The sequence below is a fragment of the Corynebacterium pacaense genome (genome assembly GCF_900169525.1).
In the GTDB taxonomy this organism is placed as follows: Bacteria; Actinomycetota; Actinomycetes; order Mycobacteriales; family Mycobacteriaceae; genus Corynebacterium; species Corynebacterium pacaense.
This window is the reverse complement of record NZ_LT821239.1, coordinates 554,687-581,451: the sequence shown is the minus strand read 5'-3', so window position 1 is coordinate 581,451 and position 26,765 is coordinate 554,687. Positions and strand designations below refer to the sequence as shown.

General features: G+C 64.7%; 19 protein-coding genes. 17 read left to right on the top strand and 2 right to left on the bottom strand.

From position 1 onward, the window contains the following. Positions 1 to 49 precede the first annotated feature (49 nt). Together B7E02_RS02775 and B7E02_RS02770 are read left to right on the top strand one after the other, a co-directional pair. Positions 50 to 2,110: a galactan 5-O-arabinofuranosyltransferase gene (locus tag B7E02_RS02775; RefSeq protein WP_080792887.1), complete on the top strand. Its 2,061-nt coding sequence runs from the start codon at positions 50 to 52 to the stop codon at positions 2,108 to 2,110. A gap of 190 nt (positions 2,111 to 2,300) precedes the next feature. After that, positions 2,301 to 5,576 carry an arabinosyltransferase domain-containing protein gene (locus B7E02_RS02770; RefSeq protein ID WP_245802200.1) on the top strand — a complete coding sequence of 1,092 codons (3,276 nt, stop codon included), beginning with the start codon at positions 2,301 to 2,303 and terminating at the stop codon, positions 5,574 to 5,576. 73 nt (positions 5,577 to 5,649) lie between these two features. Here the strand turns inward: B7E02_RS02770 and B7E02_RS02765 are convergent, their stop codons facing one another. Beyond that, positions 5,650 to 6,054 carry an SHOCT domain-containing protein gene (locus tag B7E02_RS02765; RefSeq protein ID WP_080792881.1) on the bottom strand — a complete coding sequence of 135 codons (405 nt, stop codon included), beginning with the start codon at positions 6,052 to 6,054 and terminating at the stop codon, positions 5,650 to 5,652. A 253-nt stretch (positions 6,055 to 6,307) separates the two neighbouring features. On the opposite strand from B7E02_RS02765, the gene B7E02_RS02760 reads away from it, so the two are divergent. The 8 genes from B7E02_RS02760 (at position 6,308) to B7E02_RS02725 (ending at position 16,901) form a co-directional block, all read left to right on the top strand. After that, complete coding sequence (locus B7E02_RS02760) at positions 6,308 to 6,955, top strand: response regulator transcription factor (protein ID WP_080792878.1); 648 nt, start codon at positions 6,308 to 6,310, stop codon at positions 6,953 to 6,955. After that, the gene (locus tag B7E02_RS02755; protein ID WP_080792876.1) at positions 6,942 to 8,093 is read left to right on the top strand and encodes a sensor histidine kinase; all 1,152 of its coding nucleotides are present in this window, start codon (positions 6,942 to 6,944) and stop codon (positions 8,091 to 8,093) included. Before B7E02_RS02760 ends, B7E02_RS02755 begins: the two co-directional genes overlap by 14 nt. Next, positions 8,090 to 9,037, top strand: a complete 948-nt coding sequence (locus tag B7E02_RS02750; RefSeq protein WP_080792875.1) for a hypothetical protein — start codon at positions 8,090 to 8,092, stop codon at positions 9,035 to 9,037. Before B7E02_RS02755 ends, B7E02_RS02750 begins: the two co-directional genes overlap by 4 nt. Positions 9,038 to 9,122: 85 nt before the next feature. Continuing rightward, positions 9,123 to 10,583, top strand: a complete 1,461-nt coding sequence (gene cls / locus B7E02_RS02745) for a cardiolipin synthase (protein ID WP_080792872.1) — start codon at positions 9,123 to 9,125, stop codon at positions 10,581 to 10,583. A 112-nt stretch (positions 10,584 to 10,695) separates the two neighbouring features. Next, a complete protein-coding gene (locus tag B7E02_RS02740) occupies positions 10,696 to 11,796 on the top strand; it encodes a baeRF11 domain-containing protein (RefSeq protein WP_080792869.1) in 1,101 nt (366 codons plus the stop codon). 250 nt (positions 11,797 to 12,046) lie between these two features. Beyond that, the gene (locus B7E02_RS02735; protein ID WP_080792866.1) at positions 12,047 to 13,606 is read left to right on the top strand and encodes an SLC13 family permease; all 1,560 of its coding nucleotides are present in this window, start codon (positions 12,047 to 12,049) and stop codon (positions 13,604 to 13,606) included. A 126-nt stretch (positions 13,607 to 13,732) separates the two neighbouring features. Then, positions 13,733 to 15,400, top strand: coding sequence for an AbgT family transporter (locus B7E02_RS02730; protein WP_080792863.1), 1,668 nt, complete (start codon positions 13,733 to 13,735; stop codon positions 15,398 to 15,400). Between the two features lie 28 nt (positions 15,401 to 15,428). After that, the gene (locus B7E02_RS02725) at positions 15,429 to 16,901 is read left to right on the top strand and encodes a leucyl aminopeptidase family protein (RefSeq protein ID WP_080792860.1); all 1,473 of its coding nucleotides are present in this window, start codon (positions 15,429 to 15,431) and stop codon (positions 16,899 to 16,901) included. Here B7E02_RS02725 and B7E02_RS02720 read toward each other — a convergent pair. Beyond that, positions 16,858 to 18,318, bottom strand: coding sequence for an LCP family protein (locus B7E02_RS02720; RefSeq protein ID WP_080792856.1), 1,461 nt, complete (start codon positions 18,316 to 18,318; stop codon positions 16,858 to 16,860). The genes B7E02_RS02725 and B7E02_RS02720 overlap by 44 nt on opposite strands. A gap of 333 nt (positions 18,319 to 18,651) precedes the next feature. Between B7E02_RS02720 and B7E02_RS02715 the strand changes: the two genes are divergently transcribed. From B7E02_RS02715 to B7E02_RS14290, 7 genes are read left to right on the top strand one after another with little or no spacing between them, the layout of a single operon-like run. Further along, positions 18,652 to 20,109 (top strand): tyrosine-protein kinase domain-containing protein, encoded by a 1,458-nt coding sequence (locus B7E02_RS02715; RefSeq protein ID WP_080792854.1) that lies wholly within the window; start codon positions 18,652 to 18,654, stop codon positions 20,107 to 20,109. Next, on the top strand, positions 20,084 to 20,713 hold the full coding sequence (locus B7E02_RS02710; RefSeq protein WP_080792847.1) for an arsenate reductase/protein-tyrosine-phosphatase family protein: 630 nt from the start codon (positions 20,084 to 20,086) through the stop codon (positions 20,711 to 20,713). The genes B7E02_RS02715 and B7E02_RS02710 overlap by 26 nt, the downstream gene beginning before the upstream one ends. Further along, positions 20,713 to 21,732: a hypothetical protein gene (locus B7E02_RS02705; RefSeq protein WP_080792844.1), complete on the top strand. Its 1,020-nt coding sequence runs from the start codon at positions 20,713 to 20,715 to the stop codon at positions 21,730 to 21,732. Before B7E02_RS02710 ends, B7E02_RS02705 begins: the two co-directional genes overlap by 1 nt. After that, positions 21,723 to 23,564 carry a polysaccharide biosynthesis protein gene (locus tag B7E02_RS02700; protein WP_425429771.1) on the top strand — a complete coding sequence of 614 codons (1,842 nt, stop codon included), beginning with the start codon at positions 21,723 to 21,725 and terminating at the stop codon, positions 23,562 to 23,564. The genes B7E02_RS02705 and B7E02_RS02700 overlap by 10 nt, the downstream gene beginning before the upstream one ends. After that, on the top strand, positions 23,561 to 24,709 hold the full coding sequence (locus tag B7E02_RS02695; RefSeq protein ID WP_080792842.1) for a DegT/DnrJ/EryC1/StrS family aminotransferase: 1,149 nt from the start codon (positions 23,561 to 23,563) through the stop codon (positions 24,707 to 24,709). The genes B7E02_RS02700 and B7E02_RS02695 overlap by 4 nt, the downstream gene beginning before the upstream one ends. Then, positions 24,706 to 25,719 (top strand): ATP-grasp domain-containing protein, encoded by a 1,014-nt coding sequence (locus tag B7E02_RS02690; RefSeq protein ID WP_080792838.1) that lies wholly within the window; start codon positions 24,706 to 24,708, stop codon positions 25,717 to 25,719. The genes B7E02_RS02695 and B7E02_RS02690 overlap by 4 nt, the downstream gene beginning before the upstream one ends. Continuing rightward, complete coding sequence (locus B7E02_RS14290) at positions 25,716 to 26,747, top strand: sugar transferase (RefSeq protein WP_179129637.1); 1,032 nt, start codon at positions 25,716 to 25,718, stop codon at positions 26,745 to 26,747. The genes B7E02_RS02690 and B7E02_RS14290 overlap by 4 nt, the downstream gene beginning before the upstream one ends. Positions 26,748 to 26,765: the final 18 nt, after the last annotated feature.

The window sequence follows — 26,765 nt, the reverse complement described above, 5'->3', positions numbered from 1 at the left end:
TGGGATACTTTTATCCGGTGTCCGCCCACAGTGTGAAAGACTGCTATTCATGACCAATGCCACCGAAACCACCGGAGGGCCGGAAACGGGGCCGTCGCACGCCGATGCCCCGCCGGCCCTCGATGGCACCGCCCCGGTCACAACCAGGCCCTACCATCCCGACCGTCTGAGCAGGTCGGCGACACTGCTCGGCATCCTGCTGGCCGCCGCCGGAAGCTTCGTGGTCACACTGGCGGCCTGGTGGGCGCTCAAACAGACCTCATTGCCCGCCTTCGGTACCTCCATGGTCACCAGGGCCCTCGCCTCCGCCGTGATCATCGCCGTAATCCTGGTGGTGGCCGTGCTGATGTGGCTGTGGGTGCGCGATGAGCACCGCGGCAACCCGCGCTGGAACGGGGGGAGCGCCCTCCCGGTGACCCGCCCACGGTGGCGGGTGTGGCTGACCTATGCGGCCACCTATCTCAGCCCGGCGGCGATCGTCATCGCCGTGCTGGCCATCCCGCTGTCCTCGGCCCGGCTCTACCTCGACGGAATCAGCGTCGATCAGGGCTTCCGCACGCAGTACATGACCAGGGCCGCCGACGGCATCCTGATCTCGGACATGAACTACATCGACATGCCCGCGCACTACCCCGTGGGCTGGTTCTGGATCGGGGGCCGGTTCGCCAATCTTCTCGGGCTTCCCGGCTGGGAGGCATTCCAGCCCTGGGCGATCGTCTCGCTGGCGGTCACGGCCTCGATCCTCGTGCCCGTGTGGCAGCGCATCACCGGTTCGCTGCCCACCGCTGTGGGCGTCGCCCTGGTCACCGTCTGCGTGGTCATGGTGATGAGTGCGGAGGAACCCTACGCCGCGATCGTGGCCATGGGGATCCCGGCGATGGCGGCGATCAGCCCGAGAATCCTCCGGGGAGATCTCTTCGCCCTGGCCGGCGGTGTCATCTTCCTCGGCGTCTCAGCCACCCTCTACACCCTGTTCACCGCCGTCATCGCACTGTCGGTGGTGGCGGTCTGCGCGGTGATGACCTCGGCGATGCGCCGAACCTGGCGGCCGATCATCTGGCTGGTGGTCCTCGGCGCCTCCTCGATGCTCATCGCGTTGATCTCCTGGGGTCCGTATCTGTTCGCCCGGGCGGCTGGTGCGGAGCAGTCCGGAGACACCGCCCTGCACTACCTGCCCCTGGAGGGGACGCAGTTCCCCGTCCCGATCTTCGCCTCCAGCGTCATCGGCCTGCTCTGTCTCGTGGGTGTGGTCTACCTGGTACTGAACATCCGCATCGCCGAGGCCCGCTCACTCGCGGTGGCCCTGGGTGTGTTCTACGCCTGGATCGGAATGTCCATGGCCGTCACCCTGATAGGCACCACCCTGCTCGGCTTCCGCCTGGACACCCTCATCGTGGCCACCCTGGCCACAGCCGGGGTGCTCGGCATCGCCGACGCCCGGCTGGTCGGCCTCTATTCCCTGTACCCGGATCGGATAACCAGGCGTACCGCCCGGAACACCAGCATGGTCCTGATCGTCCTGGTCGCCTTCGGTGGGCTCAGCTACGCCCAGAACATCCCGCAGATGAACTCCCATGCCATTGATCTGGCCTACACCGACACCGACGGATACGGGGAGCGTGCCGACCGCTACCCCGCCGGCTCCGCCCGCTACTACGCCGAGATCGATTCCCATCTCCGCGACCTGGGATTCGAGCCCTCGGAGACCGTGGTTCTCACCGATGAGCAGAACTTCATGTCCTACCACCCCTACCGTGGTTTCCAGGCATTCACCTCGCACTACGCCAACCCCCTCGGAGAATTCGCCAAACGCAACGAGCAGATCGAGACGTGGGCGGTGGACAGCTGGACCTTCCTGCAAAATCCTGCGGACTTCGTCGCCTCGCTTGACGGCTCCCGGTGGACGCCACCGGAGGTGTTCATCTTCCGTGGCGACATGGAGGATGCCCCGGCGGGATGGAAATACGATCTCTCGGAGGACATCTACCCGAACAATCCCAATGTCCGTTTCCGGGGCATCTACTTCAACCCCGAGGTCTTCCTCGGCGACGGCGCACCGTGGTCGGCGGCTCAGATCGGACCCTTCGTGGTGGTAACCCGTGACGAGTGACACCACGGCCAGTGGCCACGAAAGCGGAAGGAAACAATCTTATAACGTAGACTCTGACTCTGTGTCAGAAGTAGTTGAGTCGAGAAATGCACAGGGTTCCACCAGCAATAAGCGTGGTGCCACCCCGCCCGGGGTGGCACCACGCTGGTTGCGGAACCTCTCCATCGCATCGGGCCTGCTGGGGCTGCTCATGTTCGTGCTCACCCCTTTCCTGCCGGTCAACCAGGTGCAGTCCTCGCTCACCTGGCCGCAGAACGATGAGCTCTCGAGCATCAATGCGCCCCTGATCTCCTATGCCCCGCAGCAGATGGACGCCACGGTACCGCTGAGTGCACTGGAGAGCCTGCGCGAGAACCAGTCACTCGTCCTCGGCACCCTGCCCGCGGACAGCACCGATGCCACCAACCGTGGACTCTTCGTCCGCAGCATCGACGGGAATCTGGACGTGATCGTCCGCGGTGAGGTGCTCCTTGACCTCAACGAGGCAGAGGTCAACAGCCTCCCGGACGATGCGGTGCTGCAGATCTCCTCCCGCGAGGAGGCCACCACCGCTTCCATAAGCGGATCCGACCAGGAGGCGGAGATCGAGGGCGATGAACGCCCCCAGGTCACCGGCGTGTACACCGAGCTTGACGACGCCCCGGCCACCTCCTCCGCACTGACCGGAGCCGGGCTGAATGTGAACGTGGAGATCAACTCCCGCTTCACCTCCTCCCCGAGCGCGCTCAAGTACATCGCCATGTTCGCCGGCATCGCCTTCCTCCTGATCTCACTGTGGTGCCTGCACCGCATGGACATCCTGGACGGCCGCAGGGCGAACCGTTTCCTTCCCGCCAACTGGTACAAACTCAAGCCGCTCGACGGCGTGGTCTCCGCCATCCTTGTGTACTGGCACTTCTTCGGTGCGAACACCTCCGATGACGGCTTCCTCCTGAACATGGCCCGGGTATCCCATCACGCGGAGTACATGGCCAACTACTACCGGTGGTTCGGTGTGCCCGAGTCACCCTTCGGTGCGCCCTACTACGATCTTCTCGGGTTGATGGCCTACGTCTCCACCTCCTCGATCTGGATGCGACTGCCCGCACTGATCGCCGCCTTCATCATCTGGTTCGTGCTTTCCCGGGAGGTCCTGCCACGGCTGGGTTCCCGGGTGGACGGGCGTCGAGTAGCTCACTGGTCCGCCGCAATGGTGTTCCTCGCCTTCTGGCTGCCCTACAACAACGGTCTGCGTCCCGAACCCATCATCGCCGCCACCGCGCTGCTGACCTGGGTCTCCTTCGAGAGGGCGATCGCGACCTCGCGGCTGCTGCCCGCGGCGATCGGCGTGATCCTGGCGACGATCGCCCTGGGCGCCGGGCCGACGGGCCTGATCGCCGTCGCGGCGCTGCTGGTCAGCCTCTCCAGCCTGATCCGCATCATCTACCGTCGTCTTCCCCTGCTCGGCGCACCCCACGGTGCACCGAAGGGCAGGATCGCGGTGGCCTCCCTTGCCATGATCGCCCCCTTCCTGGCCTCCGGAACCGCGATTCTGCTGGCCGTCTTCGGCGATCAGACCTGGTCCACGGTGATGGAATCCATTTCGGTGCGCTCGGCGAAGGGACCGGCGATGAGCTGGTACCACGAGTACGTCCGCTACCAGACCCTGATGCAGCAGACCGTCGACGGTTCCTTCACCCGCCGCTTCGGTGTGATCATGCTGATCGCCTGCCTGGCCATCGTGGTGGCCGCGATCCTGCGCTACGGCCGCGTGCCCGGCTCCGCGAAGGGCCCGTCACTGCGTCTGATGATGGTGCTCTTCGGCACCATGTTCTTCATGATGTTCACCCCCACCAAGTGGACGCACCACTTCGGTGTCTACGCCGGTCTGGCCGGAGCCCTTGCCGGTCTGGCGGCGGTGGGACTGTCCTACGTCGCGGTGAAATCCCCGCGGATGCGGACCGTGTCCATGGGTGCCTTCCTCTTCCTGCTCGCGCTCTCCCTCGCCGGTGTCAACGGCTGGTGGTACGCCTCCAGCTACTCCGTGCCCTGGTGGGACAAGACGATCCAGTTCAAGGGGATCGAGGCGTCGACCGTGGTGCTGATCATCTCCGTGATCGTGCTCATCGCCGGTGTGGTGCAGTCCTTTGTCAAGGATGTCCGGGAGGCGCAGGCTGAGACCCAGCACACCCAGGGTGAGCTGCGCAGGGAGGAGGCCGCCAAGGTGGCACGGGCATCCCGCTTCAACGGGTTGCTGGCGTCGCCGATCGCGGTGGTCTCCGCCCTCGTCGTCTTCATCTCGATGGCGTCACTGGGCAAGGCCTTTGTGGATCAGTACCCCAACTACTCGGTCGGCCTTGGAAACCTTCGGGCGCTCGGTGGCCAGACCTGCGGGCTGGCCAATGATGCACTGCTGGAGACAAACTCCAATGATTCCTTCCTCACCCCTGTCAACTCTCCGCTCGGCGAATCCCTGGAGGTCGATGAGGTGCGTGGCTTCAGCGCCACCGGCATCCCCGCCTCCATAAGCCAGGACCAGGCCTCGACGGCGTCGGTGGGTGCCATCGCGGACTCGCTCGCGGACTCCGACACCGGCGGCTCCGATGAGGCCTCCGGACAGGCCACGGGCAATACCGGCGGCATGCGCTCGGATGTCGGCATCAACGGTTCGACCGCACGTCTGCCCTTCGACCTCGACTACACCGAGGTTCCGGTCCTCGGGTCCTGGGCACCTGGCACCCAGTCACCGGCATCGGTGACCACCGACTGGTACCAGCTGCCCGAGGCCGGGGAGCAGACCCCGATCATCGTCGTCTCGGCGGCGGGCCGGATCGAACATGTTGATATCAACGGCGTGCACCAGTCCGGCCAGTCCCTGCTCCTGGAGTACGGCACCCTCGGCGCGGACGGCTCCGTCAGCGATACCGGCGAGCAGATGATGTACGACATCGGTCCCGAGCCCTCCTGGCGCAACCTGCGCCTGCCTCTCGACGCCCTGCCCGAGGGCGCGAACGTGGTGCGTATCGTCGCCACCGACGTCAACCTCGATTCGGACCAGTGGCTGGCCTTCACTCCCCCCCGGGTTCCCGAACTGGAGTCACTGAACAGCGTCATCGGCTCCGAGACCCCGGGACTTCTGGACTGGGCGGTCGGCCTGCAGTTCACCTGCCAGCGCACCTTCGACCACTTCGCGGGCGTCACGGAGATTCCGGAGTTCCGCATCTCACCCGACAGTGGTGGCAAAGCCACACTCAGCCCCTTCCAGGACTGGGCCGGCGGCGGAGCGATGGGCACGGCCGAGGCCGTCAACAGCTCCTTCGAGATCCCCTCCTACCTCAAGGGCGACTGGGGACGCGACTGGGGCTCCATCGAGCGCTACCAGCTGCGGACCAACTCCGAGGGGCAGTCCCCGGAGGTGGCCGACATCGATCTGGAGACCATCCAGCGTTCCGGACTCTGGGACCCCGGCCACATGAAGGTGGATTAGGCTCTGGCCGGCACCAACGCACAACCCCCGTCCAGCAGCACACTGTGGGACGGGGGTTGTGGTGTTCGGCCAACTACTGGTTCGGGTAGGGCGCGGCCAGGATCTTCTGCTTCAACTGCTCGTACTCACCCTGTGTCAGGGCACCTGAATCAAGAAGCTGCCTGGCCTGTGCGATCTCACTCGCCGGGGAGGCACCGGCAACCGATCTGATGTAGTCATCGGTCGCCTTCTCCGCGTTCTGCTGCGCCGCGGCACTGCGTTCCGCCATTCCCCCGCCCCTGGTGATCAGATAGGCCAGCGCGGTGAGGAAGGGGACGAACATCAGGAATATCAGCCACACGGCCTTCGCCCAACCATTGAGCTTACGGTCCCTGAACAGATCCGTGATGATGGAAAACAGCGCCATCAGATAGGCGATGAAGATAAAAATCGTGATGAACCACCAGAGGGTGTCCCAGATTGATGACCAAAAAGACATAATTGCTCCTTGAATACTCGAATGAGGCCTGGGCCATCAACCGCGTATGGCCTCCGGCCCTTGCAGGTCAACCAAGATTCTAGACGTTTTTGCCCGCCACCGGAATCCCCGGAAGTGGGGGATCCACCCGTGCTTCCATAAGCGAGCCCGTCACGCGCGGGGTGACTGCTATAGTTTTCTGCATCCACAGGAGACGTTTTCACCGGAGGCGGGTGCGCGGCACGGTGACGCTACTGAAAGCAGGCCACTGGCAATGCGAGCTCGAATCGGAATCGTCGATGATCATCCTGCGGTGATGCTCGGGGTGGTCTCCATCCTCAACGCCCAGCCCGACATGATCGTCACGGCCACCGCGTCCACCGTGGACGAATTGCTGGCACTCGGGGATGCCCTGGACGGTGTGCTCCTCGATCTCAAGCTCGCCGACGACAGCACACCGACCGCCAACATCGACAGGATCTCCACGCTCGGCATCCCGATTCTCGTCTACACCTCCGGTGACCGCCCCGCCCTGATCAGAGAGGCCGCTGGCGCGGGGGCCGCGGGAATGATCCGCAAATCAGAACTGCCGTCGGAGATCGTCACCGCCGTGCGGTCGATGCTCGGTGGTGAGGTGGTCGCCTCCGCAGACTGGGCGGCCGCACTCGATGTCGATCCGGAGTTCACTCGCGTCCACCTGACCCCGAGGGAGGCCGAGGTACTTGGCCACTACGCCTCCGGGGAGACCGCCGACCGCGTGGCCAAACTGCTGTTCATCTCGCGGGAGACGGTACTGGATCACATCCGGCACATCCGCATCAAGTATGCCGAGGCCGGCCGACGAGCACCGACGAAGGTGAGTCTGCACCAGCGTGCGGTGGAGGACGGCGTCATATCGTGGACAGATAATGCCGTTTTCTGATCCGAATCGGGAAGCAGGAATCGAGAGAAAGCTGGGCTGGCTCTTCGCCGTCGGCGGGTGCATCATCCTCCTGGACCAGACGGTGTTCGCGATCCCGGAGGAGAATCAGTGGTCCACCTGGTGGAATGTCGGAGCCTGGGCGGTTGTCACGAGCTTTGTCCTCCTGGCCGTCCTTGGGCTGGTGCTCCCCTTGGGGGTGCTGCGCGCTCTATGGATCGCGACACCGCTTCTCTTCATCATGCTGCAGTTTCTCTGGCCGCTCGGAGCCCGGGGGGAAGATGCCGGTGCGGTCCCGTGGATATGGACGCTGGAGCCGCCGGTGGTTGTGCTTCTCCTCCTCTCCATGAAACCGGTGCCGGTGCTAGTCTCCTCCCTGGCGATCTCCCTTATCCCGGCGCTTGCGAGCCTGCTGTTTCTGGGCGGCGTCAGCGACGCGGTTCAGCGCGAGATTCCGGTCCAGCTGGGCAGCATCCTCTACGTGGCGATCTTCATAGGCGTCCATGCGCGGCTCAGGACATTGCACGACCGCGAGCAGGCGGCCCGCAGGCAGCGGGAACGCGAGGCGATGGCCGCCGCCCTCGCCACCGAGCACTCGAGGTTCTCCCGGATTGTCCACGACGAGGTGCTCTCCGTCCTCGCCGCGGCGATCCAGACCGAAGGAACACCACCCGCTGTACTCAGGGTCGCGGCCGCCGATGCCCTGGCGGCGCTGGACGCACATGCAGAAACCCCGTCCTCGCCGGAGGACTTCCACGTGCCAACCCGGGCGGCCGCGGACGGTCTGATCGCCAGACTCCGTGGCGTCGATACGCAGTTTTCCCGCGACCTGAGCGTCGCGCCGGGCATGTTCCCCTCCCCGGTCGCCGAGGCACTGGAGCTGGCGGCTGCGGAGGCGCTGCGCAACAGCGTCCGGCATGCCGGCGGCGGCGCGAACCGTAGGGTGAGCGGGAGGATTGAGCCCGGGTACGCCCTGGTCTCAGTCGAGGATGACGGTGTCGGCTTTGAGAATCTCGCAGGCGGTGGGCGGTTGGGTATCCGTGAGAGCATCCACCGGCGGATGACCGAGGTCGGTGGCGGCGCGACGGTGCATTCCAGCCCGGGAGCAGGAACGACGGTGACCCTGACATGGAAAGCATGAGCGTCTCCCTGACCGGGGCGGGCGGCCTCGGGACACCGTTGGCACGCTGGGTCTTCGTCCTAGTCTGGGTCTGCAGCGTCTGGGCGGACTGCGTCACCGAGAACTCCCCTCCGCTCACCCCGCTGCTCGCCTTGGCGTATGCACTCGGGCTCGTCGGCGGTTTGCTGCTCACCACCCCCGGTGCAGCACCGTTGTCCCGCAGCCACGCGACCTGCCTCCCGCTGATCTCACTGACCATGGTTGCGGTGGTGCTGGCGCATGCGGACCGGGTGTCCGGTTTCGAGACCGTCTACTTCGCCACATATCTCGTGGCCTTCGCCATCCCCCGTGGCAACCCGGTTGCCGGTGTTGTCGGAAGTGTCCTGGTCATCGGCTACGCGTCCCTGTGGGCGATGATCAACGGTGCGGCGGCGCCCGAGATCGCCGAACTCCTCGGCGTTCCCATCGGATGCCTGATCGCCGGAATCGTCTGGGCCCTCACCCTGCGCTGGATCGTCGGGCAGGAACGCCACCACCGCAGCGAGGAGGGACGGGCCGCGCAGCGCACGGCCGCATCCATGGTTGCCGTGGCCACGGCACAACAGGAGAGCGCAACCATCAGGGCCGAGATTGCCGCGCTTATGGAAGGGATCATCGACGGCACCGAAATCGACAATCCGCTGCGGGTGCAGCTGATCCGGACTGAGGCGGCCATCAGGGATCGGATCACGGTGCCGCACCTCCAGGATTCCGAGCTGGTCAGGGTCGTGGCCGATCTCCGGGAGAAGGAGGTAACGGTGGTTGTGCTGGGAGAGCCGTCCATGGACCGCAGTGAGGTTGATGATGCGCTGATCACACGGCTGATCGAGGTTCTTTCGGAGGTGGACTCCGGGCGGATCACCGTGCGCAGCCTCCCCCCCGGGGAGGCGTGCCGCGCTCAGCGTGGTGATCCAGCAACGGGATAATTCGGAGCAGATCCTGCTCGCGGCCGACGGCTCGGAAGTATCACGGAGCTGACCGTATCGATGAACGGTCAGATGAGAGGAAATCATGTTTGAATCCCTGGGCGTCGCCCTGATCCTGCTGCACATCGTCATCGGGTTCGCCGCGGCGGTCGCGATATCACTGAGGCGGAAACCCGCGACGGCGATCGCCTGGATCCTCACCATCGTGTTCATCCCCTTCACCGGGGCCATCATCTTCCTGATCATCGGTGTCGGTCGGCTGCCCGGAAGCAGAAGACTCAAGCAGCGCGAAGTCTGCGGGATCATGCTGCGCCGCCCCGAACTCGACAGGCACCGCGCGGGTCACGGAAACCCGGACTGGTTGGACACGGCCCTGATCCTGAATGAGCGACTCGGTTCGCTACCGATGCTGGGCGGAAACGACGCGATTCTCATTGAGGATTACGGGCGGTCCATCGAGATGATGATCGGTGACATCGACGCAGCGGAGGAGTTTGTGCATGTGGAGTTCTACATTCTGGTCCTCGATGACACCACCGGCCCCATCTTCGATGCGCTGGCACGCGCCACGGCACGCGGGGTGAAAGTCAGGGTCCTCTCCGACTTCATCTCCGGATACATGTTCCCGAATCGGCGGGCGACCGTGGATGCCCTGGACCGTATCGGCGCACAGTGGCACCCGATGCTGCCACTGCGTCCGTGGCGTGGTCAGTGGCAGCGGCCCGACCTGCGCAACCACAGGAAACTCCTGGTCATCGACGGCCGGGTGGGGTACACCGGCTCGCAGAACCTCATTGATGATTCCTACCTCAAACCGAAGAATGTGCGCCGGGGACTGCACTGGTTGGAACTGATGGTCCGGATGGAGGGGCCGACCGTCGGCGAACTGAACGCGGTGTTCGTCACCGACTGGTACAGCGAGACCGATGAGCTGCTCCCCGTGTCCGTCCACACCGTGGCCGGGGCCGCGGACCGGTCGCCGCAGACCATCGCGGGATTGGACGCCCAGGTGGTACCCAGCGGCCCGAGCTTTGAAAATGACAACAACCTCAAGCTCTTCGTCATGCTCATCCAGAATGCGAGACGACGGGTGAGCATCACCAGCCCCTACTTCGTGCCGGATGAATCCACACTGCTCGCACTGGTCACCGCCGCCTCCCGCGGAGTTGAGGTGGAGCTGTTCGTCTCCGAGGTCGCGGACCAGCTCCTGGTCCACCACGCACAGCGGTCCTACTACTCGGACCTGCTCGACGCCGGTGTGGCGATTTATCTCTACCGGTCCCCCACCGTCCTGCACTCGAAGCACTTCACCATCGACGACGAAGTCGCGGTCATCGGCTCGAGCAACATGGATATCCGCTCCTTCAGTCTCAACATGGAGGTCTCGGTCCTCGTGCGCAGCCGGGGATTTACCGACCACATGCGGGAGGTGGAGGACAACTACCGCGACAACAGCCTCCGGCTCGATCCCGAGGAATGGTCCGGCAGGCCCATGGGAGGACGAATTCTCGACGCACTGGCGCGATTGACCTCCGCACTGCAGTGATCTCCCGCACCGTTTCAGGGGATAAAACCCCCGCTTCCGGGGATGGCCAACGGACACCGAGGACTACTAGGTTTAGCTGCTACGCATCCGAATCCAACGGGAGATCCCTTCAGTGCACACCGACATACCAACCAGAACCGATATCGAGGAGCTCGCCGCCACCCGCGAGAGCTTCTGCGTCAGCATCTACCTGCCCACCAGCCTCCGGCACACCGGGGCCGAGAAGACGCAGCTGACGGCACGGAAGCTTTTCGACGCCGCGATGGAGGAGGTTGAAAAGCGCACCGACAGGCGGAGCGCACTGCCGGTGCGGGAAGCCCTCAACGAGCTTCTCGATGACCGGGACTTCTGGTCACGCCCCGGACGCAGCCTCGCGGTCTTCCTCACCCCGACCGGCATCACCGAGTACCGCCTGCCCAATGAGCTGGGTGAGCATGTCGCGGTCAGCGACCGTTTCAGCATCACCCCGCTGCTGCGGGCGGTCACCTTCCCGCACTCCGCACTCGTGCTCGCGCTCTCCCAGAACGGTGCCCGCCTAGTGGAGGTTACCGCCGACGAGCCCGCCACCGAAGTCTCGGTGCCGGATCTTCCCGGCAGCGCCGAGGAGGCGGTCGGCCTACCTTCCATAAGCGGGCGGGCCCCCTATGGGCGATTGCAGGGTGGAGAGGGACGGAAGGTGCGACTCACGCAGTACGCACGTGCCGTCGACCACGCACTCCGTCCCATTCTCAACGGAACCTCATTGCCCCTGATCGTCGCGGCCACGGAGCCGATCCTGAGCATCTACCGCAATCTCGCCGGATATCGGGGACTGACGGAGGAGAGCATCCGCGGCAATTCCGATGAGATCAGCGATGCCGAACTCGCCGATTCGGCCAGGGGGATTCTCGATCGCATCTACGACAGGGAACTGGCGGAGCTGAAGGAGTTGTTCTCCCAGAGGCGGAACAGCGGTCGGGCCGTCACCGACCTCAGTGATCTGGCACGGAGCACCGCATCCGGGGCGATCGCGACCCTCGTCGTCAACTTCGAGGCGGAGGTTGCGGGCTCAGTCGATGACGCGGGAAACCTCGATCTCGGCGATACCGACTTCGACGCCCTGGAGGAGATCGCCCGGCGTGCACTCGCGACCGGTGCCCGGGTTCTCGCGGTCCGCTCCGCCGACCTTCCCGAGGGCGTGGTGGCCGCGGGAATCCTGCGTTTCGCCAGCTGACGAGCCACAGGGGAATCCCGTGTGCACCAACGGGTGCGGTGCCCGCTTATCGACGCCCCGCAACTGCTCATGATCGGGCACACGGGCACAGGGCCACCACGCGTCCGGCCATCGAGGACGCGGCACCGCTGTGATCCCCGGTTGAGCCGCCCCGTGGTTCGGGACGCCGATAGGATAACGGTGGTGAACCCCTCCCACCCGGGTTGGTGCAGACAATCCGGATTCAACGACCCAGAGAACGGGGGATATCATGATCGCCACCTTCATCATCCTCGCACTGGCCATCCTCGGCTTCATCTCCAACCGCATTCCGCTGGGACTGATCGCGGGAGGGGTCGCGGTCAGTCTCTGGGCCACCGGCGTCCTCGATCTGGACCAGGCGCTCGGGGGATTCGGCGATCCCATCGTCTTGTTCATCGCCTCGCTGTTCATTGTCAGTGAGGCGCTCGAGTCCACGGGAATAACGGTGTGGGCCGGCAACCTCATCATGCGCAGGGCCGGGACCAGACGTGCACCGCTCCTGATCACCATCAGCCTCTTTGCCGCGCTCACCACCGCACTGATCAGTGTCAACGGCGCGGTGGCCGCGCTCCTGCCCCTGGTTGTCGTGATCGCGGCCAGGGCCAGGATTCCGGCATCCCAGATGCTGCTTCCCCTCGCCTTCGTCGCCCACGCCGGGTCGCTGCTCACCCTCACCGGCTCGCCCGTCAACGTCATCGTCAGCGATCTCGCCGAGGAGGCCGGGGGCAGGAGTTTCAATTTCCTCGAGTTCGCCCTCGCCGGATTGCCGCTGCTGATCGGTTCGGTGATCTTCATCCTTGTCTTCGGTCGGAAACTGCTTCCCACCAGGAGTTCCCGGAGGGCACCGCAGGATCTCGCCGCCTTTACGCTGGCGCTGCGTGATGAATATGATCTCGGGGATTCGGCCACCTTGATCAGCAACGGTTCGGGAATCGTCGAGGTGATGGTTCCCCCGCGTTCCGAGCTCATCGGACAGCGACTCTTCCCCGGAATGCTGACACCGGATTCCGACATCGTGGTCATCGCGGCGCAACGCGGGGGGCGGGCACTCAGGGAGGAGGAGGATCCGACCCTGCGCGCGGGGGATATTCTCCTGCTCAGCGGCACCTGGGAGAACCTCACCGAGCACACCACGGAATCACCTGAACTCCTGCCCGTCAGCTCCGCGGAGAGCATCCGCAGATCGATTCCCCTTAGCCGGGGATCCACACGCACAATCACGGTGCTCATCCTGATGATCGCCCTGCTCATCAGCGGGTTGGTTCCCCCCGCCATCGCCGGCCTCCTGGCCGCCGGCGCCCTGATCGCCCTCGGTGTGGTCTCCCCGGCGCGCGCCTACCGGAGCATCTCCTGGACCACGGTCGTGCTCATCGCAGGCATGATCCCGCTGTCGACGGCCTTTATCAGCACCGGCGCCGCGGATCTGATCGCGACAACCCTGTTGGATCTGCTCGACGGCGGCAGTCCGGTGACCGCACTGCTGGTGATCTGCGTGGTCACCATGCTCCTCGGGCAGCTGATCTCCAACACCGCCACCGTGCTCATCGTAGCCCCGGTGGCACTGGCTTTCGCCGAGGCCCTCGACGTCTCCGCACTACCGTTCATGATGGCGCTCGCGGTGTCCGGCGCCGCGGCCTTCCTGACCCCGATCGCCACCCCGGCGAACACCATGGTGATGGAGCCCGGGGGCTACCGCTTCGGCGACTACTGGAGGCTGGGGCTGCCACTGATGATCATGTACCTGGTGGTCGCGGTGTTCTGGGTGCCGTTCATCTGGCCGTTCCACTGACCGCCGTCGCACCAGAACCCCTGGAACTGGGGATAGCCGCCGCGCCTGGGCCGCTCATAGGATATCGCACGTAACCGCTGTTCGAGAATCCATGCAACCCCATCGGTTGCAGAGTGCGAGGAAGCCATGACTTCTACCTCCGAGGCAAACACACCGCAGGCCCCGAAGAAGGGCCTGTTGAACCGGATCGAAAGGGTGGGCAACGCGGTACCCAACCCGACCATCCTCTTCGTCTACCTCATCCTGTTCATCGCCGCGCTGTCCGCGGTTCTGTCCTGGCTGCAGATCTCGGTCACCGATGACGTGGTCATGCCCGTTCCGAAGGATGAGTTCAGCCAGATCAACGAGCACCTCGGTGGAACCTGGTCAATCTATGATTCCACGACAGGTGAACCCGCGGAGGTACCAGAGTTCGTGGTTTCCGAGGAAACCTTCGCCGTGCGAAACCTTCTCTCCGCGGAGGGCGTGCGCTTCTTCTTCAGCAGCTTCGTGGACAATTTCGCGGGCTTCGGGGTGGTGGCGGTCACCCTCGTCGCGATGGCCGGTGTCGGCGTTGCGGAGGCCGCGGGACTCATGGCCGCCCTGATCCGCAAGACGGTGGCCGTCGCACCACCGAAGCTCATCGCCACGATCCTCATCTTCATCGGTGTGCTCTCCTCGGTGGCCACCGACGCCGGGTACCTCATCCTCGTTCCCCTGGCTGCGATGGCGTTCAAAACAGTCGGAAGAAATCCGCTGGCCGGTCTCGCGGCGGCCTTCGCCGGTGTCGGCGCGGTGTTCGGCGCCAATGTCCTGATCACTCCCTCCGACAGCATGATGACGGAGATCACCAATGAGGTACTCCAGACCTCGGGTATGGCACCCATCGAGGTGACCCACAACTTCTACTTCGCATCCGTGGCCGCGCTCGTGCTCACGGTGGTGGTGCTGCTGGTGACGGTGCTGGTCACGGAGAAGCGGCTGGGCCCCTATGATCCCTCCCAGTCCGCCGGGACCGATCCCGGCGAGGCCGGGGACGCCGTGGACACCGAACACGAGTCCCGTGGTCTGCGCTTATCCGGTTGGGCGCTGCTGGCGTACGTCGCCGTGATCGCGCTGCTGACCTTCCCGCCCAACGCCCCGCTGCGGGATCCGGAGACCGGTGGGATCATCGGCACGACGCCGTTCATGTCGAGCCTGATCTTCATCATCTCCCTGGCCTTCCTCGTGTGCGGCCTCGCCTACGGAGCCGGGGCCAACACCCTCCGGGGCGGCGAGGCGACGGTGGCGGCGGTGGCGAAGACCTTCTCCAGCCTGTCCGGACTGATCGTGATGTTGCTGATGATCTCCCAGTTCATCGCGCTGTTCAATTGGAGCAATCTTCCCACCGTGGCCGCCGTGTCCGCCGCGGAGGCACTGGAGCGGGCCAATGTGCCTGCCGTGGTCCTGCTGATCGCATTCATTCTGGTCATCGTCGTACTGGACATCATCCTTCCCGGCCTGGTCCCCAAATGGGTGATCTTCGCACCGGTGTTCATTCCCATCTTCGCATCGCTGGGAATCGCACCGCAGACCCTGCTCGCCGGGTACCGCGTGGGGGATTCCCCCTTCAACGTCATCACCCCGCTGATGGTGTATCTCCCGTTCATCGTCACCATCGCCCAGCGGTACCGGAAGGACGCGGGTATTGGAACCATCATCGCCCTCATGCTCCCCTACGCACTCGCGGTGCTCGCGGCGTGGACGCTGCTCTATGTCGGGTGGTTCCTTCTCGGCATCCCCTGGGGACCCGGATCCCCGGTTTCACTGAACTGACCCCCACACCTGTTGAAAGGACAAGGACATGACCATTGAACTGAGAAATGACATCACCCTCACCGTCGTCCGGGCGGGAGAGGAGGTCGTGGCGGACGCGGTGGCCGTCCCCGTCGACTCCTCCGGAACCGTCCCCGGCATCCCGGGCGTTGACGCCGCCGCGCTGCGCCGTGCGGGTTTCCTTCCCCGTGTCGGCAGGGCACTGCCCTTGCCCACCGTGCGGCGGCCGCTGCCGGTTGCCGTGGGCGTCGATACGCTCAGTGACCTGAATCCTGCACGGATGCGTGATGCGGCCGCCGCATTCGCCAGGTCGGTGCCCTTCGATGCCGCCCTGGCCGCGGAGGTTCCCGCGGTCGGTGACCCCGCGGCGATGGCGGCGGCCATCGTCGAGGGCACGGTTCTCGCACGGCACGAGTTTTCCATGCGCAGCATCGCCCCGGAACAGGTTCCGCTCACCTCCCTGGTGCTGGTGGCACCCCCGGGTGCGGAGGACGCGGTTTCCGCAGGGGCCCGGAGGGGCCGTGCCACCGCCGGCGCCGCGGTACTGGCGCGTGATCTGGCCACCTGCCCGGCGGGTGTGCTCACCGCGTCCAGGTTCGCCGACATCGCGGAGCAGGTGGGCGCCGGGGCTTCACTGGAGGTCGAGGTGTTCGACCTTGAGGCCGTGAGGGAACTCGGACTCGGGGGTCTTCTCGGTGTCAACCGTGGATCCGTGGAGGAGCCGCGGATGATCGTGCTGCGGTACCGGCCGGCCGAGCCCACGGGTCATCTGGCACTGGTGGGCAAGGGAATCATGTACGATTCCGGCGGAATCAGCCTCAAGCCCGGCGATATCTCGCACTCCCAGATGAAAAATGACATGACGGGGGCGGGAAGCATCCTCGCGGCGATGGGCGCACTGGAACAACTGGGTGTGACCTCCGCGGTCACGGGGTACCTGATGTGCACGGACAACATGCCGTCAGGTTCGGCGATGCAGCTTGGCGACGTCCTGACGATGCGTGGCGGCAGGACCGTGGAGGTGCTCAACACCGATGCGGAGGGCAGGCTGGTGATGGCCGATGCGATCGTGCTGGCCGTCGAGGACGGCGCGGACGCCATCGTTGATATCGCAACCCTGACCGGACAGTGTCTGCGGACCCTCGGTGAGGATGTCGCCGGGTTGATGTCGAATTCGGAGGATCTCGCGCAGCAGGTCACCGCGGCCGCCGTCGATGCGGATGAGCCGGTCTGGCGTCTGCCGCTGATTGAGCGGTACCGGGAGGAGCTGGACTCCGATATCGCGGATCTGAAGAATATCGGGGGCATCAACGCCGGCTCCATCACCGCCGGTCTGTTCCTCAGGGAATTCGTCGACGGGGTTCCGTGGGCGCACCTCGATATCGCGGGCACCGCACAGGCATCGTCGACGCGCCGGTGGATCAACCGCGGTCCGACGGGCTTCGGAGCCCGTCTGCTCATTGAGCTCGCGCTGTCCTTCCGGGTTCCCCCTGCCGGTTGAGATCCCGGAGAATGCGTCCCCTGGCATCATCGACCGACTCCTGATCGGGGATCATAACGTACAGGGGTACGTCGGGCATGCTGTAGGTGTAATCCTCGGCATCGGTGCCCTCGACCGCGAAGTTCTCGATCTCCCAGGAACCGCCGCTGTTCGCCTGTTCCCGGAACAGCTCCCGCATTGATGACTCACTGAGGTTCGTCTCAAAGGATCCCTGCATATGATCCAGGGCCCTTGTCAGTTTGAGGGCGTTCCTCGGACTGCTCAGGTTCATCACGATGGCGGCGATGACGCGTTGCTGGTTGCGTCCGCGTTCCCGGTCTCCGTCCTCGAAGTCATAACGGGTTCTGGAGAACTCCAGCGCCGCCTCACCGTCGAGGACGTTCATTCCCTCCTTGAAGTCACCGAATGACTGCTCCGCGTACACATTGATCGGGCCGATGATGTCGATCAGCTCCAGCAGGGAGGTGAAATTGACGCGGGCATAGTAGGGCACCTCGACCCCGTAGAGGTCCTCCATGGTCCGGCGTGCAACATCAATGCCGTAGATCCCGGCGTGGGTCAGCTTGTCCCGCGCACCTGAGGTCCCGTCGAGTTGGACGAAGTAGTCCCTCGGGGTGTTCACCAGCAGCAGCTTCTTGGTTTTCGGGTTGACCACCGCGAGCATGTTCACATCGCTTCGCCCGGAATCCTGGATCTCACCGTAGGTGTCCAGGCCACTGAGGTAGAGGACGAAGGGCTCCGACGACTCCGCCTCGACCATCGGTGGGGCCGCCGACTCCACCGAAACGGACTCGATCACGCCGAGACCGCGATCCGTCTCCGGAAGGGAATCACCGAGGACCTCGAATGCGGAGGCACGGAGAACCGCGAGTGGGATCTCCCCCTTTTTGACCTCGCGGACCAGCTCCGCGAGACTTCCCACGGTGCGGGGCTTCGCCGGTGTCCGCTGCCGGAGCGCCTCCACCAGTCCCGGTTGGGCGAGATCATCGCCGAGGATGCCGATGTTGTCCGCGTCCTCCAGGTTGATCCGCTCCCCCTCCTGTCCCACGATGACGTACCCGGTCCTGGAGCTGGCCGGCTGCTCCAGTCCCTGCAGCAGCTCCCCGGTTCTGGAGGCGCTGCGGACAAGCGCGATGTGGAACACCACCAGTGCGAGCACGAGGATCACCGCCAGCGTCTTCTTCCAGAGCCGTGGCGAGTTCCCGATCCTCAACAACCACCAGACCACGATGAGCACGACCACGGTGTAGACCGCGGAAAAAACGTAGAGGTACATCGGTGGTATCAGTGCGCTGTTGACGGTGGAGAAGAAAGCCAGTGCCCAGGTTGCCAGGAGAATCACAGCCAGCAGGCGCAGCAGCCATCGGCCCGTGCGGCTCCCGTCCGCGGTTGATGCGGACCCGCGGTCACTGTTCATCTACTCCTCCTTCACCATCGTTTCCCACTTCGGTGGGCGTCGACAAGCGGGTTCTTCAGCCCGATTGGCTCCGGGATCAGCCCGGGATGGGGGTGGCCGGACACCAGCCACCCCCTCCATGCAGCCACTTAGCGTACTCACTACCCCCATATTTGCATGATTTCAGGCAAAACGGAGTCGATTCACACCTGATTTGTAGGATTAGCAACAGGTAGCAATTTTCGTGTAACGATGTTCTGGAAAAATCCTATACCCCATTAGTAAATCAGATAGAGATTTCCCCGCAAAACACCCGCAACCCGACCACTCATTGACAGGAAACCCTCGAACGCCATGGAACTAAGCGACTACCTAGGCATTCTGCGCAGGTACTGGGCGCTGATCATGACAATGACCATCCTCGGTTTCTCGGCAGGTGCCGCCTACTGCCTCATTGTCACACCCAAGTACGTGTCCCAGACGCAGGTCTATGTCTCGGTCAGGTCCGGTACGGGAACCACTGATGATCTCGTCCAGGGGGCGGCGTTCGCCCGGGAAATCATCGGCAGTTTTGTCCAGGTGGTGGGCACCGCGGCGGTTCTCGATCCCGTGATTGAGGAACTCGGCCTCGACATGAGCGCCGAGGACCTGGCAAAACGCGTCAAGGCGAGCAGCACGACGGAGTCGGTGCTGATCAACATCAGCGCCTCCAGTCCCTCCGCGGAACAGTCGGCGCTGATCGCGGGGGCCGTCGGGGAGAGCTTCAAGGAGGTGGTGAGAACCCAGCTCGAACCCGAGGGCGCGGCGGGGGATTCCAGCCTGAGCCTGACCACCACGCAACCGGCGAGGGTGCCGAAGAACCCCACCACCCCGAACCTTGTCAACAGCCTGGCGCTGGGCCTGTTCGCCGGATTCGTTCTCGGATACGCGGTCGCGATTCTCCGCAATCTGCTCGACAACAAGATCCACACGGTCCAGGACATCGAGAAGATCACCGAAAAGCCGGTCCTCGGGCGCATAGCGGACAGCTCGAACGCCGAGAAGAACCCGCTCCTGCTCAATGAGCAGCTGCGCAGTCCCCGCGCCGAGGCCTACCGCACCCTGCGCACCAACCTTGAGTTCCTCAGTATCAACTCCGGCAACCGCGTTTTCGTGGTCACCTCACCAAATCCGAACGAGGGAAAAACCACCACCTCCCTCAACCTCGCCATCACCCTGGCGCAGGCGGGTTCCAGCGTCGCCGTTGTCGAGGGCGATCTCCGCAAACCGGGGATCAGCGGCTACCTCGGCGTGGAGGGGGGTGCCGGACTGACGGATGTGCTGATCGGCAGCGCGAAACTGGACGATGTCCTCCAACGCTGGGGCAGAAGCGAACTCTATGTTCTCCCCGCCGGCCAGATCCCGCCGAATCCGAGTGAACTGCTGGGCTCACCCCAGATGGAGTCCGCCCTGGCCACACTCGAGCAACGCTTCGATTACGTGATCATCGACGCTCCCCCGGCTCTCGCCGTCACCGACGCAGCCGTGGTGGGAAAAAGGGCAACCGGGATCCTCGTCGTCGCCGCCGCACAATCAACGGCGAGACAGGACCTGGAATCGACACTGCAGACCCTGTGCACCGCCGGTGCGGCCGTCCTCGGGATCATCCTGACGATGGTCCCGGAAAAGGGCCCGGGCAGCATCAAGTACTACGGCTACGGCAAGCAGTCCCCCACCGAATCCACAGCTGCGGCAACGCCCGGGGCCGAGATCACCGACGACCGCGTTTCAGAGCATAAGGAAAGACATGGAAAGCAATCCAGGCCACTTTAGGATTCTGACGATCTGCACGGGAAATGTGTGCAGATCACCCCTCGCCGCCCAACTGATCAATGACCGGCTCCGCGACACCCCCGTGATCACCGTGACCTCGGCCGGAGTTCAGGCACTGGTGGATGAACCGATGCCCGAACCCGCACAGGAACTGGCCCGTTCACTCGGCGTCCGCAACCCGGGCGGACACCTGGGCCGACAGATTGACAGGGATCTTGTGGAATCCGCCGACCTGATTCTCGTGATGGCACGAGAGCACCGGCGCGCCGTGGTGGAACTGACCCCGCGTGCGACGCGGAAGGTCTTCACCATCCGGGGTTTCGCTCGACTGGCCGAGGCCACCACCGACCTTGATCTCGCCGCTGAGATAGGCGCGGGTGAGGCCGGGGGCATCGAACGCCTCAGGGCCGCGGTGCGCGCCGTCACCCTCAGCCGCGACATCTTCCAGCCCCTGCGCAATCCGGGCGATGACGATGTCACCGACCCCTATCGTCAGGGTCCGAAGGTCTATGCCCAGACAGCCGAAGATCTGCTGCCCGCCGTGGAACGGACCGTGGAACTGCTGCGGAAGTCACTCACGCTACCCGTGGAGGGGGAGAACTGATGCGAAAGGGAAACAGAAGCACGCGTGGCTCACGCATCAGCGGAGCACCGACCTCACTGTGGATCCAGGTCTCCTCTCTGGTTTTCCTGAGCATCTTCGCACTGGCGCTGGCCTTCATCGCCTATGTCAGCGTGCACAGTGGCACCCACAAGGCGCTGCCCGTGGTCAGTGGAAATCAGGCAGGGATGAACGCATCGGTGCAGGATCGCGTCGCCGCCGGGGCGAATCCCGGGGCGAATCCGGGGGCGAATCCGGGGGCGAGGCCCGGTGGTGCCACCGGCGCCACGGCCAACAACGGTCCCGTTCAGAAAATACTCACCCATGTCGATGGCTCCGTGGTGGTGCGCGCGTCCACCGGTTCCTGCCAGGTTCCCGGCGTCGTGGAGTTCTCCGGTGACTCCGGACGGAGCTGGATCCCCTCCGAAACCGCCACCGCCTCAGGTCCCACAAGGATCCTGGGCATCCTCGCCGAGAACCGCTCGCAGGTACTCATGGTGGCGCTCGACGCCGACTGCCAACCGCGTCTTTATTCAACCGTCAACCTGGGCGGTACCTGGACCGGGCCGTCGCCTGCGGAAGCCACCTGGTATCTCGATCCCTCCGACCCGGAGCTGATCAACACACCCCTGGGACCACAGACCCCTGGATGCGAAAGCACCTCGGTTTCGGCGGCCGGCGCCAGGGCTCTCGCACTGTGCAGTGACGGCTCGCTCGAGCTGAGTCCGGACTCCGGAGCTTCCTGGACACGGTTGACGCAGCCCTCAGCCACCCTTGCGGTGGGCCTGTCGGACACCGGATTCATCCTTGCCCAGCCAGGGGGCGAGACCTGTGCGGGTCTGAGCCTCACCACCCTCGATGCGACAGGCGACGTCGTGGACACGGGATGTGCCGCGATCAACGGGGCCACCACCTCCCTGGATGCAGCGAATCTGGCCCTCTCACGGACCGGGGATTCGATCCTCATCTGGTCCGATAACCGACTCACCACTTCACTAGATGGAGGAACATCATGGTTCTGAACTCCCGGCGCGGGAGCACCAGCGGCTCCGCACCGTATCCCCGAAGACGCATGCCACCGGGCGCATCCTTCTACATCCTGGACGCACTGGCATGGTTGTACGCCATCCCGTCCGCCGCAATCATTCGCTATGACTTCCAACTGGACGAGATCAACTGGGTCGGCTGCCTGGCTTTCGTGGTCTTCGCCATGCTGCTCCAGTTCGCCGTGGGAACGGCATTTCATCTCTACGGCCACCGCAAGCGTTCGGACACCGGCGATTTCGAGGAGGCGCTGACCATAGCTTCCATCGGCCTGACGGTGGGGTTCGCCCTCTGGGTCGTCTCCCTCATCTTCGGTGGCCAGTGGGGGATCTCGCGGGGGATGATGCTGATCGCAACCCCCCTCGCCCTATTGGTCATGTTCGGTGCCAGGTACATCGCCAGGGTGTGGCGGGAACGTTCCATGCGCCCCGGTGAGGGCTCAACCCCCGCCCTCATCTACGGTGCCGGCCACGTCGGAGGCATTCTCATCCACTGGATGATGTCGGATTCCTCATCGAGGTACCTGCCGGTCGGATTGCTTGACGACGCCCCGGGGTTGAAGCACCGACGTATCCGCGGGGTCCCGGTGCTCGGCTCACTCGACGATCTGCAATTCGCCGCGGAGTCCACCGGGGCACAGGTCCTGATCATCGCCATCGCCAGGGCCGATGCCGCGCTGTTGAGCCGGGCGCAGGACCGGGCCCACCAGCTGGGTGTCACGGTCAAGGTCATGGCATCTCTGGAAAACATCATGGACAACCGGATCCGCGGCCACGATCTGCGCGACCTCGCGATCGAGGACCTGCTCGGACGCAAGCAGGTGGAAACCGATGTTGCGGAGATCGCCTCCTACCTCACGGGCAAGCGGGTGCTGGTCACCGGCGCGGGCGGCTCCATCGGCTCCCAGCTGTGCACCGAGATCAGCAGGTTCGCACCTTCGGAACTGATCATGCTGGACCGCGACGAGACGGGCCTGCAGGGGGCACTGATCAATGTGGCGGGTAACGGACTGCTCGATACCGAGGCGGTCGTGCTCGCCGATATCCGGGATTCCGAGACCCTGACGGAACTGTTCATCAACCGCAGGCCGCAGGTGGTCTTCCATGCGGCGGCGCTGAAGCATCTGCCGATGCTCGAGCAGTATCCCGAGGAGGCGTGGAAAACCAACGTCCTGGGCACCCTCAACGTCCTGCGCGCCTCGGAGGCCGCGAACGTGGAGACCTTCATCAACATCTCCACCGACAAGGCCGCCAATCCGACCAGCGTGCTCGGCTACTCGAAGCGCTACGCCGAGAGGCTCACCGCCTGGTTCGGTGTGAACACCGGCAGGCCCTACCTGTCGGTCCGATTCGGAAACGTCATCGGCAGCAGGGGCTCGATGCTGCCGACGTTCATGCGGCTGATAGAGGAGGACAAGCCACTGACGGTGACCCACCCGGATGTCACGCGCTACTTCATGACGATTCCGGAGGCCTGTCAGCTGGTCCTGCAGGCCGGCGGGATCGGCCAATCCGGCGAGGTGCTGATCCTGGACATGGGTGAGCCCGTCAACATCCTCGAGATCGCCAAGAAGATGATCGAGATCTCCGGAAAGGAAATCCAGATCGTGTTCACCGGTCTGCGGGCCGGCGAGAAGATGCACGAGGAACTGGTCGGTGACGGAGAAACCGAGTTCCGCCCCTTCCATCCGCTGATCTCCCATGCACACGCCGAGGTGCTCGGCCCCGAACAGCTCAACCATGATGATTTCAGCCTCCTGCTCGGAAAAGCACCCCACGCCTCCGCGGGCAGAAGGGAGCTCTCGAAATGACCTCAACCCGAATTCATCTGTCCTCCCCCGATGTGACGCAGCTGGAGGAGGACGCCCTCGTCCGCGCCTTCCGCTCCGGTTGGATCGCACCCCTCGGACCGGAGGTGGATGCATTCGAGGTTGAGCTCGCGCAGTACTGCGGCCGGGCGCACGCGGTCGCGCTGTCCTCGGGCACCGCCGCACTGCACCTGGCACTTCTAACCCTGGGTATCGGACCGCGCGACCTCGTGCTCACCTCCACGATGACCTTCACCGCCACGGTGAATGCGATCATCTACACAGGTGCCGAACCGGTGTTCGTCGATAGTGATGAAAGCGGCAACATCAACCCCGATCTCCTGGAGGACGCCTTCCTCGCCCTCGAGGAGCAGGGGCGTGAGGTCAAGGCGGTGGTGCCGGTGGATCTGCTGGGGAAGATCGCCGACCACGACCGCATCCGTATGATCGCCGATCGTCACGGCGCGGTTGTGGTCTCCGACGCCGCGGAATCCCTCGGTGCCAGGCGGGCCGGACGGTCCGCCGGTTCATTCGGGGTTGCCACCGCAGTGTCCTTCAACGGCAACAAGATCATGACCACCTCGGGGGGCGGCGCCCTCCTCACCGATGATCCGTCGATGGCCGATCACGTGCGGTACCTGGCAACCCAGGCGCGGCAACCGGTGGTCCACTACGAGCACACCGACATCGGCTACAACTACCGGTTGTCCAACCTTCTGGCCGGTCTCGGCCGCGCCCAGCTCTCCCGGTTGGATGAGATGCTGGAGAAGCGGCGCGCCCACCGCCTGCGGTACCGCCGTCTGTTCAGGGATGTCGCGGGGGTGCGCATCTTCGGCGAACCCTCCGGAGCCGACGGCGGCGACACCCGGGATAATTTCTGGCTCACCAGCATACTTGTCGACGCCCCCACCTCCGGTTTCACCGCCGAGGACCTCCGGGTTGCGCTGGGTGGGGCGAACATCGAGGCACGCCCGCTGTGGAAACCGATGCACCTGCAACCCGTGCACGCCAACCGGAGGGCGGTGATCGACGGCACCAGTGAGCATCTGTTCCGCACCGGCATCTCCCTGCCCAGCGGATCCGCACTCAGCGCCGCCGAGCAGCAGCGCGTGGACACCCGCATCACGGAGTTCCTGGAGGAGCGATGATGAACATCCTGCTGTCCTCGGTGGGCCGGCGCCCCTATCTGGTTCGCTGGTTCCGGGAGGCGCTTGCCGCAAACGGACTCACCGGCCGCGTCATCGCGGCGGATCTGGACCATCTCTCCCCCGCACAGGCCTTCTCGGATGAGTTCCTGGTGGCACCGCGCGTCGATGATCCCTCCTACCGGGACTGGCTGGGGGAGGTCCTGAAGGACAACGAGATCAGCCTCGCCGTGTCGATCAATGATTTCGAGCTCTCCGAGTGGGCGCACCTTCCATATACCGCGCAGTGGCAGCCGCTGGTCCGGGTCTCCCCCGCAACCCAGGCACTGGTGGAGGACAAGCTGGTCATGTGCGGCGCCCTCGAGGACGCCGGCATCACCACCCCGGCGACCTGGCTCGGTAACGGTGTACCTGCGGACCTCGAACCGGCGGGTCGATTCATCACCAAGGGGCGTTATGGAAGCGCATCCAGGGGCCTGCGCTTCACCGACGGCGGAAACCTGGAAGACGCCATCGCATCCGCGACCCTCGAGGTGACCACACGGCAGGGAAACCCCGCCCTCGGGCAGTCCGCGGTGCCACCGGAGTCCCTGGTGATCGTCCAGGAACACATCGCGGGCGTGGAGTATGGACTCGATGTCGTCTGTGACCTCGAGGGCGGCTTCGCCTGTGCCCTGGCGCGCCGGAAGATCAGCATGCGGGCCGGGGAGACGGACCGTGCGGAGTCGGTCGATGCCGACGCATTCACCCCGATCGCGGAGCGGATCGCCGAGGCGGTTCCGCATCCGGGCACCATCGACCTCGACATCATCGTCGATTCCACCGGTGAGGCCTTCGTCATTGACATCAATCCACGCTTCGGCGGTGGCTACCCCTTCTCCCATCTGGCCGGGGCCGACGTCCCGGGCGCATATGTGGCCTGGGCCGCGGGACTGACTCCCGGGAATGAATGGCTGGCGTCCAGGCCGGGGATCATCAGCGGGAAGTACGTAGAGGCGGTGAGGGTGTCATGAGAGGCACCGTGTCCGCCGGGCGGGGGCGTCTGCGTGCGAAAAGGGTGATCGACACGGCCCTGATCCTCGCGACGGCTCCGCTGACGCTTGCGGCCGGGGCGGTGACCGCCGTCCTGGTCCGGATCTTCATGGGCAGCCCCGTCCTCTACCGGCAGAACAGGATCGGACGTGATGAGCAGCCCTTCGAGTTGCTGAAGTTCCGCTCGATGCTGCCCGAAACCACCGCCTCCGGCGCGATCCTGACCGACGGTGAGCGCCTGACCGCCTTCGGCAGACTGCTGAGGAAATCGAGCCTGGACGAGATTCCGCAGTTGATCAATGTGCTTCGGGGGGAGATGTCGCTGGTCGGTCCCCGCCCCCTGCTCGTGCACTACCTGCCCTTCTATACCGACCTTGAACGCAGGCGCCACGAGGTCAGGCCCGGGATCACCGGTGCCGCACAGGTCGGGGGACGCAACCTTCTCGGCTGGGATGAACGACTTGCGATCGACGCGGAGTACGCCCGGCACGGCACGCTGCGCGATGATCTGGGCATCATCATCCGTACGGTCGAGGGGGTGATCCGCAGCGAGGGCGTGGTCGAGGACGAGTCCACGGTGATCGAGGATCTGGATGTCCACCGCAGCCGCCCCGGAACCGGTTCGCACTCACTGCGCAGGATCACCGCGGGCGATCCCTCTGCGCCGGATCCGCTTATGGAAGGTGGGATGGATCCGGCTGCCTACACCGTCCTGGCGGTCATCGCCGAGGGGACGGACCGTCCCATCGGGATCGTCGGCTTCGAGAGGAGCCCGGGCGACGGGGTGCCGCTGGTTCAGGTGCGGGTGGACCCGGACAGGGCTGCTCCGGACGCCGAGGCGGTCTCGCTGGCGCTGCTGCTGGAGTTCATGAGGGATCAGGGTGGGTTCACTGGCGCCGCCGCGCTGATCCCCGGGAGGAACAGTGAATCGATCAGGGTGCACAGTGAGATGGGTTTCTCGATTACTGATCCGGCGGCCGCCATGCTCCGGTTGGAGCTGCGCCCGTGAGCACCCTCTCCCCGAAGA

Bases quoted from the DNA above. Each gene is read 5' to 3' on its own strand.
- B7E02_RS02775 (WP_080792887.1), top strand. From the start codon at position 50: ATGACCAATGCCACCGAAACCACCGGAGGGCCGGAAACGGGGCCGTCG.
- B7E02_RS02770 (WP_245802200.1), top strand. From the start codon at position 2,301: ATGTTCGTGCTCACCCCTTTCCTGCCGGTCAACCAGGTGCAGTCCTCG.
- B7E02_RS02765 (WP_080792881.1), bottom strand. From the start codon at position 6,054: ATGTCTTTTTGGTCATCAATCTGGGACACCCTCTGGTGGTTCATCACG.
- B7E02_RS02760 (WP_080792878.1), top strand. From the start codon at position 6,308: ATGCGAGCTCGAATCGGAATCGTCGATGATCATCCTGCGGTGATGCTC.
- B7E02_RS02755 (WP_080792876.1), top strand. From the start codon at position 6,942: ATGCCGTTTTCTGATCCGAATCGGGAAGCAGGAATCGAGAGAAAGCTG.
- B7E02_RS02750 (WP_080792875.1), top strand. From the start codon at position 8,090: ATGAGCGTCTCCCTGACCGGGGCGGGCGGCCTCGGGACACCGTTGGCA.
- cls (WP_080792872.1), top strand. From the start codon at position 9,123: ATGTTTGAATCCCTGGGCGTCGCCCTGATCCTGCTGCACATCGTCATC.
- B7E02_RS02735 (WP_080792866.1), top strand. From the start codon at position 12,047: ATGATCGCCACCTTCATCATCCTCGCACTGGCCATCCTCGGCTTCATC.
- B7E02_RS02730 (WP_080792863.1), top strand. From the start codon at position 13,733: ATGACTTCTACCTCCGAGGCAAACACACCGCAGGCCCCGAAGAAGGGC.
- B7E02_RS02725 (WP_080792860.1), top strand. From the start codon at position 15,429: ATGACCATTGAACTGAGAAATGACATCACCCTCACCGTCGTCCGGGCG.
- B7E02_RS02720 (WP_080792856.1), bottom strand. From the start codon at position 18,318: ATGAACAGTGACCGCGGGTCCGCATCAACCGCGGACGGGAGCCGCACG.
- B7E02_RS02715 (WP_080792854.1), top strand. From the start codon at position 18,652: ATGGAACTAAGCGACTACCTAGGCATTCTGCGCAGGTACTGGGCGCTG.
- B7E02_RS02710 (WP_080792847.1), top strand. From the start codon at position 20,084: ATGGAAAGCAATCCAGGCCACTTTAGGATTCTGACGATCTGCACGGGA.
- B7E02_RS02705 (WP_080792844.1), top strand. From the start codon at position 20,713: ATGCGAAAGGGAAACAGAAGCACGCGTGGCTCACGCATCAGCGGAGCA.
- B7E02_RS02700 (WP_425429771.1), top strand. From the start codon at position 21,723: ATGGTTCTGAACTCCCGGCGCGGGAGCACCAGCGGCTCCGCACCGTAT.
- B7E02_RS02695 (WP_080792842.1), top strand. From the start codon at position 23,561: ATGACCTCAACCCGAATTCATCTGTCCTCCCCCGATGTGACGCAGCTG.
- B7E02_RS02690 (WP_080792838.1), top strand. From the start codon at position 24,706: ATGATGAACATCCTGCTGTCCTCGGTGGGCCGGCGCCCCTATCTGGTT.
- B7E02_RS14290 (WP_179129637.1), top strand. From the start codon at position 25,716: ATGAGAGGCACCGTGTCCGCCGGGCGGGGGCGTCTGCGTGCGAAAAGG.